This is a genomic window from Pseudomonas sp. FSL L8-0168, from assembly GCF_037976155.1.
GTDB lineage: Bacteria > Pseudomonadota > Gammaproteobacteria > Pseudomonadales > Pseudomonadaceae > Aquipseudomonas > Aquipseudomonas paracarnis.
In genome coordinates, this window is record NZ_CP150262.1 from 3674876 (window position 1) to 3688267 (window position 13392).

At 60.7% G+C, this 13392-nt stretch carries 8 protein-coding genes and 1 other RNA gene; 1 reads left to right on the forward strand and 8 read right to left on the reverse strand.

What is annotated here, in order from left to right; all coding sequences use genetic code 11:
* Positions 1-11 precede the first annotated feature (11 nt).
* Positions 12-875, forward strand: coding sequence for a LysR substrate-binding domain-containing protein (locus MHH62_RS16745; RefSeq protein ID WP_014719456.1), 864 nt, complete (start codon positions 12-14; stop codon positions 873-875).
* 18 nt (positions 876-893) lie between these two features.
* Here MHH62_RS16745 and MHH62_RS16750 read toward each other — a convergent pair whose 3' ends face one another.
* From MHH62_RS16750 to smc, 8 genes are all read right to left on the reverse strand, one after another.
* Complete coding sequence (locus MHH62_RS16750; RefSeq protein ID WP_020302653.1) at positions 894-1484, reverse strand: hypothetical protein; 591 nt, start codon at positions 1482-1484, stop codon at positions 894-896.
* Between the two features lies 1 nt (position 1485).
* The gene (locus MHH62_RS16755; RefSeq protein ID WP_014719458.1) at positions 1486-2532 is read right to left on the reverse strand and encodes an N-acetylmuramidase family protein; all 1047 of its coding nucleotides are present in this window, start codon (positions 2530-2532) and stop codon (positions 1486-1488) included.
* Positions 2533-2690: 158 nt separating this feature from the next.
* The gene (locus MHH62_RS16760) at positions 2691-4652 is read right to left on the reverse strand and encodes a hypothetical protein (RefSeq protein WP_339231453.1); all 1962 of its coding nucleotides are present in this window, start codon (positions 4650-4652) and stop codon (positions 2691-2693) included.
* A 150-nt stretch (positions 4653-4802) separates the two neighbouring features.
* An RNA gene (gene ffs, locus MHH62_RS16765) (signal recognition particle sRNA small type) lies at positions 4803-4899 on the reverse strand.
* Between the two features lie 98 nt (positions 4900-4997).
* Entirely contained in the window at positions 4998-6164 is a 1167-nt protein-coding gene (locus MHH62_RS16770; protein ID WP_014719460.1) for a putative zinc-binding metallopeptidase, read from the reverse strand.
* A gap of 160 nt (positions 6165-6324) precedes the next feature.
* A complete protein-coding gene (gene ligA, locus MHH62_RS16775; RefSeq protein ID WP_339231455.1) occupies positions 6325-8691 on the reverse strand; it encodes an NAD-dependent DNA ligase LigA in 2367 nt (788 codons plus the stop codon).
* 87 nt (positions 8692-8778) lie between these two features.
* Positions 8779-9642: a cell division protein ZipA gene (gene zipA / locus MHH62_RS16780; RefSeq protein WP_014719462.1), complete on the reverse strand. Its 864-nt coding sequence runs from the start codon at positions 9640-9642 to the stop codon at positions 8779-8781.
* Between the two features lie 259 nt (positions 9643-9901).
* Positions 9902-13390, reverse strand: a complete 3489-nt coding sequence (gene smc, locus MHH62_RS16785; protein ID WP_014719463.1) for a chromosome segregation protein SMC — start codon at positions 13388-13390, stop codon at positions 9902-9904.
* Between the last annotated feature and the right edge of the window lie 2 nt (positions 13391-13392).

The following is a 13392-nucleotide window of genomic DNA, read 5'->3' on the forward strand; positions in this document are numbered from 1 at the left end:
GGAACTGAGCAATGGAACTGGCCCAACTGAAAATGGTGCGAGCCGTGGCGCAAACCGGCAGCGTGGCCCAGGCGGCACTGCAATTGCACTGTGTGCCGTCCAACATCACCACGCGCATCAAGCAGCTGGAAAGCGAGTTGGGCACGCCGCTGTTTATCCGTGCTGGCCGAGGGCTGGCGATCAGCGCTGCGGGAGAAATCTTCCTGGATTACTGCGAACGTATCCTGGCCTTGGTGGATGAATCCAAACGCGCGGTGGATGCCAGCGCCATTCCCCGTGGCACCTTGCGCATCGGTGCGGTGGAATCCAGTGCCAGCGGGCGCTTGCCGCCGCTGCTGGCGGAATACCACCGGCGTTATCCCAATGTCAGCCTGGAACTGGTCACCGGTGCCTGGGCGCAACTGCTGGACGACCTGCAGCACCACCGCCTGGACGTGGCGCTGGTGGCCGCCGGCGGCAAACGCACGAAGCTGGAACAGAGCGTGGTCTACAGCGAACGCCTGGTGCTGATCGCCAGCGCGTGCAGCGCGCCTATCAATAGCGCCGAGGACTTGGCCGGCCGTACATTGCTGGTATGGCCGCCGGGCTGCCCTTATCGCGCCGCCCTGGAAAACTGGCTCAAGCCCCATAACGTCAAGCCAGCGATTGCCAGCTATGCAAGCTGGGGCACGATCATCGGTTGCGTCAGCGCGGGGATTGGCGTGGCGTTGGCACCCGAGGGGATCCTGGCGCGCTATGAACAGGCCAATCAGTTGGCGTCTTATCGCTTTGAAGCGCTGACGCCCGTGGACAACCTGTTGTTCTGGCATACGGACACCCAGCGGCACCTGGCGCGAGATGCGTTCGCCGGGCTACTGCGCGAGACCTTTGGCTGACTTGCTCGCTCCTACAATTTAGGGCTTCGGGGCAGCCAACCGTGCGTACTGGCCCTGGCTGATCCAGCCCGTGAAAGAGCGGTCGTCAGCGTTGATGAATTCCACCTGCGCCCAACCGTCCTTGAACGCCAGTACGCCCACCACGTCATGCTTGACGATGTAGGGCCGCTTTGCCGCTTTGGCGCCCGGCGTTTTAAGCAGGTAAGCCTTGTCGGCAGACACCGTCACCAAGCCGATCCATTGTTTGCTGGCGGTCTGGCTCAGCTCCAGGCCCGTGGCGATTTCCGGCATCAGCACATTGATGCAGCCAGGGTGTTGGCGGCCCTGCGCCACGGTCAGGGTCACCCCGTCGGGCGCCGCGGCCAAACTGCCTGGGTAGGCAGCGTCCCGCCAGGTGGTGAGCGCTTCGGGCTTGCCTTGCAGGTAGAACGTGCAACCACGGGCCACACCCTCGCCCATCGATTCCTGATAGAACCCCTCGACCTGATGCCCAGGCGTCACCGCCAGCATCAGCCCTTCATATTTACCTGAATGCAACGCCGCCGAGCCGGCCAACGCGGGCGCCACGGCGCACCACGACAACACTCCCATCGCCAGATAACGAATCATCTTATTTCTTCCCTTCAAAGGCTTCGTAGGCTTGTTTCATCAGGACGTCATAGTTGCCGTAATCGTCGCCATTATAGTTTCGGGCCATGGCGGTAAAATCCTTGTTTTTCATCGCGCTCAACAAGGCCGAGTTGTGGCTGCAAAGGCTGAGATAGGCCTTGAGTTGATTACCGGCATTGACCTTCAATGACGCCACGAACTCAAACACCGTCTTGAATCCGCACGCCGCAAAATTGAACCCCATGATTTGAAACATGCCCCAGGAGGCCGACATCAAAGCCGCTTCCTGGTCCAGCGCAAAGGCAGTGGCCATGGTCTCCCAGGCCTTGACCTGATCCTTGTTGTTCGTCTGCCATTGCGGGCCGGCTTTTTTCTTGTAGACATACGACAGCAGCGGCTGCGACTGGTCGTAGATGTGCTTGGTGTACTTGCGAAAGTGGTGCCCTTCAAAGGCGATGATCGGCAACTTGGCAGGCCCGAACCCCACCTTCCCGCCCGACTCCACCGTGGCGAACGCCTTGACCACATTCACCGAAATACCGTTGCCCAATTGCTTGGCGGCGTTCTGGAAATCCGTATCGCTCAAGGTCGTCCCGCCGTCGCAGGTGGACTGCATCATCAACTGCCGGTTACGCCGCTCGGCCTCGATCACCGCACGCACACGGTCCAGGTACACATTGACCGTGGCCTGTACCGCATCGATGTTGTTATTGCCGAAAATGTTGAGAAACGTCGGAATGCGCGTGTTAGGAAAAGCCCGCACCGGCACCTTCAGCGCCTCTTCGATCAGACTGTTGAACGTTCGCCCGGTGGGGTCGATCACGCCATCGGGATGGGCGTACTTGAGATGGCGAAACTGATACTGGCTGATGCACTGCACCAACTGGCCGTCGCACTTGCCGTTTTCCAGCAAGGCAAACCCCATCTTGGGAATGATCAAATTGAATAGATACTGGATGCACTGAACATCGGCGGGCAAGTTGCGGGCTTTGCCGGGCGTCCCTACCGAAGCACTGATAAGACGAGGCAACCCTTGCAGGCTTTTCATGACAGACATCCTTGTGAGTGAAAGAAGCGATAGCACTTCAATATCAAATCCATGCCCTTGTCATACTCTGAAACAAGTGGCCGGCGCAAGCTAACAAGGCGGTCTGCGGGTTGTCCAGAGGGCTTTATGAAAGTTGTGAAACAGCCGGATTAAATCCGTCAGTAACCGTGGGATTCACGGGCCTTTTGATACTTGTGGTAGTCGAGCCACTCGACCACATCGTAGGGCAGGTACAACTGCACCCGGGCTCGTGAAATCGCGATATACACCGCACAGAGTCGTTGATCGAACGCGTAGGCGTCCTGGAACTTCACGTTGGTCAACAGTTCCGGCGTAAGCAATACCCGGTCGAACTCCATGCCGCCCGCATCCTGCGCCAGCATCAACAGGACGCGCTCGTCCGGATGGCCGATCAACCTGTTCAAACGCGTGACATCCGCCACGTTAAAGCCTTTTTCCAGTTCGGCCTCGACCCAAAGAAACGCCTCATCGAACTGGCAGGCTTCGCGCACCTGCTGCCAATCGGCCATGTCACTGAAAAACGCATGGGGGCCGAGGTCATTGAACTCATTGCTATAGAAATCGGGTTTGAACAACGCGATGACCGTGTCCATGAAATGCTTGAGCGACTGCTGGGCCTCTTTGCTCGCCAGGCCGAACGCACAACGGGCGAGGCTCAGTTGGATCGCCCACTGCATGGTGTCCCAATGGGAAGCGGTCAACACCACGCAACCTTGCGGGGGTACAAAACCCTGCGGATAAAACTCAATGCCGACATCGGCATCGCGTGCGCCCTCGAAAAGCGATTTGCTTTTTTCCGAGTGCAAGCTGATCAACGGGTTGACCAGGCGCTCGACATTGCGCCCGGAACGCACGGAGTAGCACACGTCGGTATGGCGAACCTCACGGGCGCGTTTGACCACGCCGCCACTGGCCTGCTGATACTCATCCCCCAAAGTGATCAGCACCTGGCGGCCGCGCTCGATGATTTGCAGCAACGGCGCGGGGATGTCCTGGCTCTCATCGATGAGCACGTGGGTATAGCGCTCGGGGACGACGCAGCCTGCAAGGCTGGCGCGCTTGATCATCAACAAGGCTTCAAACCCGGTATGCCGGCCCCAGGCCGGGTTCGCCTCAAGGTAGCCCCACAACCGGCTGGCATATTCGAGCAGCACCCTGGCATCGACGCCGGCGAGCGGTTGCTTGAAATGCGGCAAATGCTGGGCCGACAAGCTGTACTCCCAAGAGCGGCAGTAGGCTTCAAGCACCTTGAGGCACACCTCCACTACCGCTTGCCCTTCCAGGCGACGAAAACCAAAGATATTCAGTTCTTGGGCGAGCGCCTGCTTGGTCGGCACCCTCACCGGCGCATTCAGCGGCTTTGGCCTGGGGCCATGCAATAGAGCATGGGCGAAGTCCTGAAAGGTATGCCCGGCCTTACGCTCCCGCGCTCCCACCATGCGAGCACGCAGGGTTTCGAGTTTTGCCGGGGTGCGTGCCAGCAGCAAGGTCTTTTCCGGGCGCAGGTGCTCCAGCAAGGCCACCAGCAGGTGACTCTTGCCAATGCCTGCGTAGCCTTGCACATGCAGGTCTTCGTTCAGGTTGGCACGGAAGGTTCTGAGCAGCTTGTCCTGCTCGGCGCTCAACCAGCGCTCGCGATGCCTGGGCGTGATCACCTGCTGGCTGAACGGATCATTGGCCTTGAGATGGCGGACTTTATACTCGACGTCCCATTTGCCACTGGGTAACAGGTAGTCCTGCGCCTGGACTTCCTCCTCCAGCAGAAAGCGCAGCTTCAGGCTTTTGACCACATTGAGGCCGAAGTACAGCTTCCTCTGATCGAACAGCCGCTGCGCTTCAGAGAGCAGGGACACACTGGCCGAATGGCGGGCATCGACTGCCCAGTCAATCAGCTTGGCCAACACTTTTTCAGCACCGTTGGCGCTAAGGTCGCTTTCCGGCACCTGCGCCAGGTTCTGGATCACCAACACCGCCGCCAATTGGGGCTCACTCAGGGCTACAAGCGCATCGAAACCCTCACTGCCCAACAACCCCGCACAGGTGTGCTCGGTGATCGGCAAGAAAACAGGGCTGGATAAATTGAAATGTTCCGAGTGCATAGAGCCTCGTAGCCAGGGGAAGAGACGCTTGGGAGTATGCCACCAGACGGGAAATGACCGTCATGCACTGTGCAGGAAGCATCACAGATGACGGGCTGAAAATAACTTGAGATTTAGAAGGGACTGCAGAAGGGAGCGTTATGGAGGCAACCCCACCAGCCACACCCCGGCACACAATGTTCCCGCTGTGGCTGCTGCCTTCCGGCTCTGACCAGGTTCACGGGTAATCGTTGCGGGGGGACCGATGGGGTCACCATAACGACGCTGCCTCTCGGCAAGCCGCGCCATTGTACCCATCTCATCGGAAGTTACAACCGTTGGTTCCGGATTAAAAAATGAGAAGGCTCAAGCACTTGCCATAACCCCATCAGCCCTGCCGCCTTCTTCCTGGATGACCAGGTGAATAAAGTGCAGCTTGGCAATCACCGCGGGCGGCAGCACGAAGGGGTAGAAATCCGGCTGGCCCATGGCGCGGGACAGTTCGTTGAGCATGCCGGCCAGTTCGATCCAGGCATTGACGAAGGAAAGGAATGCCGGGCCGCCAGGGTGTTGCGGGTCGTAGAGAGTGGTCAGGGGGAATGGCTGGTAATCCAGGTCCATCTCGCGGGCGCTCATGCCAAAGCCCAGGGCTGTGTCCACGGCGTCCATCATGTGCAGGTAGTGGGCCCAGGTTTCAGCCCAATCTTCCCAGGGGTGCATGGTGGCGTAGGCGCTCACGCAGGTGAGTTGCCAGTCGGGGCGCGGGCCGTTCTGGTAGTGCTGGTCGAGGGCCTCGGCATAACTGGCGCGTTCGTCGCCGAACAGGTTGCGAAAATGAGGGAGCCAGTGGCTGTTGGCGATCAGGCGGTCCCAGTAGTAATGACCGACTTCATGGCGAAAATGGCCGAGCAAGGTGCGGTACGGCTCGCGCATCTGTACGCGGACTTTTTCGCGGTGGGCGTCATCGGCTTCCTTGATGTCCAGGGTGATCAGCCCATTGGCGTGGCCGGTGGTGGGCGCGTTGCCTTCCAGGTCGATACCGATAAAGTCGAAGGCCAGGCCAGTCTCTTCGTCAACGCTCTTGGGCACCACTTGCAGGCCCAGGCTGATCAGTTGCGCCACCAAGCGGCGCTTGGCGGTTTCGACCTTGCGCCAGCGTTCGGGGTTTTCCGCAATTGATAGGTCAGGAATGGTGCGGTTCAGGCTACAGGCCACGCACAACGGCGCGGTGCTGTGGGCAGGAATCAGCCAGTTGCACGCAGCCGGTGAGTCGAGGTTGGCGCAGCGCCGAAAAGCGCCAGCATCAAGATTGTCGTCGGCCAGCCAAGTACCGACCACCGGCCCAGGTTGCAGGGACGACAGGCGGCTTTGCTGCGGCTGGTAACCCAACGCCGCCTGGCAGGCCAGGCATTGGCTGTTGCGAAAGAACAGCGACTGGCCACACCGGCATCGCCACACCTTGCTGTTGCGCGAGGTTTCGGCCATGAACGGAGCGGCGATGCGCGTGCTGAGTTGCTCGAAGTAGCGGAACATGGCGATCTCTCCCTGGGTGACAGAGACTAGATCATTTCTCGGGAGAGATCGTTCCCACGCTCCGCGTGGGAATGCCGCCTTGGACGCTCTGCGTCTGCGCGAAGGCCGTGACGCGGAGCGTCACAGGATGCGTTCCCACGCGGAGCGTGGGGACGATCAATCAGACGGTGATGTTGTGCTTGGCCAGGAAGGCGACGAAGGCCTCTTCGTCCAGTACTTTCAGGCCCAGCTCATTGGCCTTGGCCAGTTTCGAGCCGGCGCCGGGTCCCGCCACCACACAGTGGGTTTTCGCCGAAACGGAACCGGCCACCTTGGCCCCCAGGCTTTCGAGCTTGTCCTTGGCCACATCGCGGCTCATCAACTCCAGGGAGCCGGTGAGTACCCAGGTGTGCCCGGCTTCGGGCAAGCCTTCAACGACCTTTTTCTCGCTCTGCCAGTGCATGCCGAAGTCCTTGAGCTGCTGCTCGATGGCCAGGGCATGGTTGGCGTTGTCGGCATTGTCGAAAAACTCCCGTACAGCCTTGGCTTGCTTCTCGGGCAGCGCCTGGCGCATGTCGAGCCAGTCAGCCTTGATGATGCCCTCCAGCGAACCGAACTTGTCCGCGAGCTTCTGCGCAGCACCTGGCCCTACCGACGGCACGTGCAGTTTGTCGAGCAAACCGCCCAAGGTGGTGCTGGCGGCGAATTCCGCGCTGAGTTCGCCCTGCTCCTGCAATTGCAGGCCGCATTCGTCTGGCGACAACAGCGCGCCAATCACCTGCTGGTTGTGCCCGTCTTCAAAGAAGCTATGGATCTCATGGGCCACTTCCAGCCCTACATCCGGCAAGTACGTCAGCACCTCTGGCAACGCCTTTTGAACACGCTCCAGGGACGCCAGCGAGCGCGCAAGCACCTTGGCCGTCTCCTCGCCCACATCGGGAATGCCCAAGGCGTAGATAAAGCGTGCCAGGGTCGGGGTCTTGCTGTTTTCGATGGCGCTGATCAGCTTCTTGCTGGAGATATCGGCAAAGCCTTCCAGGTCGATGATCTGTTCGTATTTGAGCTTATAGAGATCGGCCGGCGAGCCGATGAGCTGTTCATCCACCAGTTGCTCGATGGTCTTGTCGCCCAGGCCGTCGATGTCCATGGCCCGGCGCGAGACGAAATGAATGATGGCCTGCTTGAGTTGCGCACCGCAGGCCAGACGCCCGACGCAACGGTACACCGCGCCTTCGCTGACGGTTTCCTTGCCCTTACTGCGCTTGACCAACTGCGTGCGCTCCACATGGGAACCGCACACCGGGCAATTTTGCGGGATCTGCACAGCGCGGGCGTTTTCCGGGCGGCGTTCGGTGACCACCGAGACCACCTGCGGAATCACATCACCGGCGCGGCGGATGATCACGGTGTCACCGATCATCAGCCCCAAGCGTGCCACTTCGTCCATGTTGTGCAGGGTGGCATTGGACACGGTCACACCGGCCACCTTGACCGGCTTGAGGCGCGCCACCGGCGTGACCGCACCGGTACGGCCGACCTGGAATTCCACGTCGAGCAGCTCGGTGAGTTCTTCCATAGCCGGGAATTTGTGCGCGATCGCCCAGCGCGGCTCGCGGGCACGGAAGCCCAGTTCACGCTGGTAGGCAATGCTGTTGACCTTGAACACCACGCCGTCGATTTCATAGCCCAGCGCATTGCGGCGCTCGCCGATGTCGCGGTAGTAGTCCAGGCATTCCTGAATGCCCTTGGCCAGCTTCAACTCGTGGCTGATGGGCATGCCCCACTTCTGCAACTGCTTGAGGTTGCCGATATGGGTGTCGCTGATATCCGCGGTCACCTGGCCGATGCCATAGCAGCAGAACTCCAGCGGGCGACTGGCGGTGATCTTCGAATCCAGTTGGCGCAGGCTGCCCGCCGCGGCGTTGCGCGGGTTGGCGAAGGTCTTGCCACCCACTTCCAGTTGCGAGGCGTTCAACCGCTCGAAACCGGCCTTGGACATGAACACTTCACCGCGCACTTCCAGGGTGGCTGGCCAGCCCGCGCCGTGCAGTTTCAGAGGGATATTGCGCACGGTGCGCACGTTGACGCTGATGTCCTCGCCCGTGGTGCCGTCGCCCCGGGTGGCACCGCGCACCAGCTCGCCATCCTGGTACAACAGGCTGACCGCCAGGCCATCCAGCTTCGGCTCGCAGCTGTATTCCACCGCCGCGCCAGCGCCAAACAGATCGCCCACCGGCAGGTCAAGGCCCTCGGTGACCCGGCGATCAAACTCCAGCATGGTGGTTTCATCGAAGGCGTTGCCCAGGCTGAGCATCGGGATCTCGTGCTTGACCTGGGTGAACGCCGACAATGCCGCACTGCCGACCCGCTGCGTCGGTGAATCACGCGTCACCAGTTCCGGGTGCTCGGCCTCCAGAGCTTTGAGCTCGTGGAACAGGCGGTCGTATTCGGCGTCCGGGATGCTCGGCTCGTCGAGGACGTGGTAGCGGTAGTTATGCTGATCCAGTTCAGCGCGCAGTTCGAGGATGCGGGTATGGGCGGCGGTCATGGGTGTTCTCTCATAAAGCAAAAGAGCAGCCGAAGCTGCTCAATATGTTAGTGCACGGATTCTACAGACAACGCTTAAGATCGTTCCTCAGCGTTTCTGTGTCAGGGCGCGACGCTCGAACTCGACGATGCGCTGACGGTAGTGTTCGATGGTCTGGGCGGTGAGCACGCTGCGTTGGTCGTCCTTGAGCTCGCCGTTGAGTTCCTGGGACAGCTTGCGGGCGGCGGCCACCATCACGTCGAACGCTTGTTTGGGGTGACGCGGGCCTGGCAGACCAAGGAAGAAACTCACCGCCGGGGTGCTGAACAGGTCGATATCGTCGAGATCGAACGTGCCCGGCTTGACCGCGTTGGCCATGGAGAACAGCACTTCGCCGTTACCGGCCATGCTTTCGTGACGATGGAAGATATCCATCTCGCCAAAACGCAGGCCGCTTTCGAGGATGTTCTGCAAGAGTGCCGGGCCTTTGAAACCGCCGGCGTCGCGGCAGATCACGCTGATGACCAGCACTTCTTCGGCAGCCGGCTGATCGTTCACCGATTGGCGCGACGCGCTTTTGGTCGCGGTCTCGTCCGGGAAATCATCATCACGGCTGCTGAAGCTCGGGCCGTCGTCAACGTCGAGGTTCAGGTCGCCCTGGTGTGGCTCGGCAACCGCCGCGCCACCACGCTTGCCGCGCTTGGAGGACGGTTCGCGGGCTTCACGCAGCGGGGCGCTCATCGACGGCAGGTCGTGCTCGTCCAGTTGCGGCTCTTTATGGGTATCCAGCACACGGGGCGGCCCAAGCAGCTCGGCGGCGCCGTCGTCGTCAGGCAAGTTGGACAGGTTTCGGTCCAGACGGAACTTGAGCTTGCCCTTGCCACCGCGCATACGGCGCCAGCCATCGAAAAGAATACCGGCAATGACAATGATGCCGATGACGATCAGCCACTCGCGCAGACCGATTTCCATGTAATCCCGTGCCTCTAATAAAAAATGCTGAAAAATAAGGGGTTTAGCACCGTGCAAACCGCTTTAAAACGTGGCGCCAACTCTATGTTCTGACTGACGTTTTGCCCACGCACACGAAAAATTGACATTAAACTAGCACGACCAAAGATAACTTTACACCGTCTGTCAAAATGCCTTGAACAAATATGTCCATTTGCCACTTTCCCCAGGCCGGTAAATCGCCCTACAGCGTGCTGTAAATTCTCTCTCCCAGCGTGGCTCAGGATTCCACCATCGCCATCGCCTCTTCCACATCCACCGCGACCAATCGCGAACAGCCGGGCTCATGCATCGTCACCCCCATCAACTGGTCGGCCATTTCCATGGCGATCTTGTTGTGGGTGATATAGATGAACTGCACCGTCTGGGACATCTCTTTGACCAACCGAGCGTAGCGTCCAACGTTAGCGTCATCCAGCGGTGCGTCAACCTCGTCGAGCATGCAGAACGGCGCCGGGTTCAACTTGAAGATGGCAAATACCAGGGCCAATGCGGTCAGGGCTTTTTCGCCGCCGGACAACAAATGGATGGTGCTGTTCTTCTTGCCCGGAGGCCGCGCCATGATCGTTACCCCTGTATCGAGTAGATCTTCGCCCGTCAGTTCCAAGTAGGCGCTGCCACCACCGAAAACTTTTGGGAATAACGCCTGTAAACCGCCATTAATCTGATCAAAGGTATCTTTGAAGCGGTTGCGGGTTTCCTTGTCGATCTTGCGGATCACGTTTTCCAGGGTGTCCAGGGCTTCAACCAGATCAGCGTCCTGGGCATCCAGATAACGTTTACGCTCGGACTGCTGCTGGTACTCATCGATAGCGGCGAGGTTGATCGCGCCCAGGCGTTGAATACGTGCGGCAATCCGTTCAAGTTCTTCTTCGGCGTCTTTCTCGTTGGCCTGGGCGGTCAGGGTGTTGAGCACGCCGTGCAGGTCATAGCCGTCTTCCAGCAATTGGTCTTGCAAGGTCTTGCGGCGCACGGTGAGGGCTTGCCATTCCATACGCTGTTGTTCGAGTTGGCCGCGGATCAACTGGGACTGCTGCTCGGCCATGGTGCGACGCTTTTCGGCGTCGCGCAGTTCGCGGTCTGCGTCTTCCAGGGCGATCTGTGCGGTCTTGAGTTCGACGTCGACGGTCATGCGCTTATCGAGCAATTCCTCAAGCTTGAGGCGCAGCTCTTCCAGCGGCGCCTCGCCCTCCTCCAGGTTGAGGCTCAGTTGCTCGCGCTTTTCGGTCAGGCGTTCGGACTGCATCTCCAGGCGCTCAAGGGCCTGGCGCGTGGAATCATGCTGGGCGCGCAACGAGCCCAAGCGTACGGCCAACTGATGGGCGTGGTCCTTGTGCTGCCGGGCTTCCTGGCGCACGCGGTCAAGGCGCTCACGCAGGCTGTCGCGCTGGGCCAGCAGCAACTCGCGCTGTTCGGTGTCCAGGGCCATGCTGTCGAGGGCTTCCTGCAAGTGCAGGCGCGCTTCACCGATCTGTTCGTGTTCCAGGGCGCGCTGTTCGCCCATCTCGGCCACTTCTTCGTCAAGACGGGTGCGGCGCAGGGTCAATTGCTCCACCTTGGCCCTGCTCGCAGACAACTGGGCTTTCAATTCGCCTTGCTGGCGCGCTTCGTCCTGCAACAGCCGACGCAGGTGTTCGCGGCCGGTTTCCTGCTGACGCTGGGTAGCACGCAGGGTTTGCAGTTCGGTTTCCAGGCTTTCCAGTGTGGCTTCGCGTTCTTCACGCTCAGCGCTCAGGTTGACGATTTCCTGGCCACGGGCCAATACGCCACTTTCCGCCTCACTGGCGCGGCGCACGCGCAGGAAGTGGCGGCCGACCCAATAACCATCGCGGCTGATCAAGCTTTCGCCGGCCGCCAATTGGCCGCGTTGGGCCAAGGCTTGCTCCAGAGACTCCACCGGCCTGACCTGGCCCAGCCAAGGCGACAGATCCATCGCCGCCTCGACCTTGTCCAGCAAACTACCCGGCACCCGCGCACCCTCGGGCGCCGGGCTGAGCAGGCGCAAATCGCCCTGGGCAAACCCGGCCAGGTCGAAGCCGCCGAAATCATCCACCAGCACCGCTTGCAGATCGGCGCCCAGCACGGTTTCCACCGCCAATTCCCAGCCGGCTTCGACTTTCAAGCCTTCGGCCAGGCGGGGGCGCTCGGCCAAATGCTGGTCGCGCAGCCATTCGGCGGTGCCGGTACCGGGGTCGAGCGCGGCTTGCTGCAAGGCCTCCAGCGAAGCCAACCGACCATTGAGCCGCTGCAAGTCGCCCTGGGCTTGCTGCTGCGCCTGGGTCGCGGTGTGCAATTGCTGACGCAGTTGCTCCAGGCGCTCCACTTGCTGCTCTTCGCTGGCCTCCAGCTCTTCCAGGGTCATTTCGCTTTCGGCCAGTTGTTCGCTCAGCGCCATGATCGCCGCGTCTTCCGGGTCGGCGGCGAGCAGTACGCGCTCTTCCTGCAGCCGGCGCTGGCGCTCGGCCAGGCGTTCCATGCTGGTTTCCAGCTGCTGGATGCGCGACTGCTGCACCTCGGCCTGGCGGCGTGGTTCGGCGGATCGCAGGTTGAAGGCGTCCCACTGTTCCTGCCAACCGTGCATGGTGGTTTCGGATTCTTCCAGGGCGGCGGCGGCCTCTTCGGCGGCGGCGCTGGTGATTTCCTGCTCGGGGGTGAGCATGTCCAGCTCTTCGCCCAAGGTCAGCAGCAAAGTACGGTCATGGCCCAGATGCGATTCGGTTTCCAGGCGTGCGCGTTCGGCTTCCTTCAAGTCATCCTGCAACTGGCGCAAACGCTGCTGGCCGTGCTGGATACTCTGCTCGACCCGGGCAATGTCACCGCCCACCGAATAGAAGCGGCCTTGCACCAGATTGAAGCGTTCGGACAACTCATGGTGGCCGTCACGCAGGCGCTCGATGCTGGCGTCGGCATTGCGCTGCTCGGCCACCAGCGCTTCAAAGCTGACTTCCTGGGTGCCAATAATCGCTTCGCGCTGGCCCACCTGGTCATTCAAGGCCTGCCAGCGCAGGGCCGACAGTTGCGCCTTGAGCTGGCGCTCTTCGCCCTTGTATTCCTGATACTTCTCGGCGGCCTGCGCCTGGCGGTGCAGGCGTTCGAGCTGGCGCTCCAGCTCTTCGCGCAGGTCGGTCAGGCGGGCGAGGTTTTCGTGGGTGCGACGGATACGGTTTTCAGTCTCGCGACGGCGCTCCTTGTACTTGGAGATGCCGGCCGCTTCTTCGATAAAGTTACGCAGGTCTTCGGGCTTGGCTTCGATCAGCTTGGAGATCATGCCCTGCTCGATGATCGAATAGCTGCGCGGGCCCAGGCCGGTGCCGAGGAAAATATCGGTGATATCGCGACGGCGACACTTGGTGCCGTTGAGGAAGTAGCTGTTCTGGCTGTCGCGGGTGACTTTACGACGGATGGAAATTTCCGCGTAGGCGGCGTATTCGCCGATCAGGGTGCCGTCGGAGTTATCGAATACCAGTTCGATACTGGCCTGGCTCACCGGCTTGCGGCTGGTGGAGCCGTTGAAAATGACGTCGGTCATCGACTCGCCGCGCAGGTTTTTCGCCGAGCTCTCGCCCATCACCCAGCGCACGGCGTCGATGATGTTCGACTTGCCGCAGCCATTGGGCCCCACCACCGCCGCCATGTTGCTGGGGAAGTTGACGGTGGTGGGGTCGACGAAGGATTTGAACCCCGCCAACTTGATGCACTTGAGCCGCACGC

Coding starts and splice junctions, on each gene's coding strand:
- MHH62_RS16770 (WP_014719460.1), bottom strand. CDS start 6,164: ATGTTCCGCTACTTCGAGCAACTCAGCACGCGCATCGCCGCTCCGTTC.
- zipA (WP_014719462.1), bottom strand. CDS start 9,642: ATGGAAATCGGTCTGCGCGAGTGGCTGATCGTCATCGGCATCATTGTC.
- MHH62_RS16745 (WP_014719456.1), top strand. CDS start 12: ATGGAACTGGCCCAACTGAAAATGGTGCGAGCCGTGGCGCAAACCGGC.
- MHH62_RS16755 (WP_014719458.1), bottom strand. CDS start 2,532: ATGAAAAGCCTGCAAGGGTTGCCTCGTCTTATCAGTGCTTCGGTAGGG.
- MHH62_RS16750 (WP_020302653.1), bottom strand. CDS start 1,484: ATGATTCGTTATCTGGCGATGGGAGTGTTGTCGTGGTGCGCCGTGGCG.
- ligA (WP_339231455.1), bottom strand. CDS start 8,691: ATGACCGCCGCCCATACCCGCATCCTCGAACTGCGCGCTGAACTGGAT.
- MHH62_RS16760 (WP_339231453.1), bottom strand. CDS start 4,652: ATGCACTCGGAACATTTCAATTTATCCAGCCCTGTTTTCTTGCCGATC.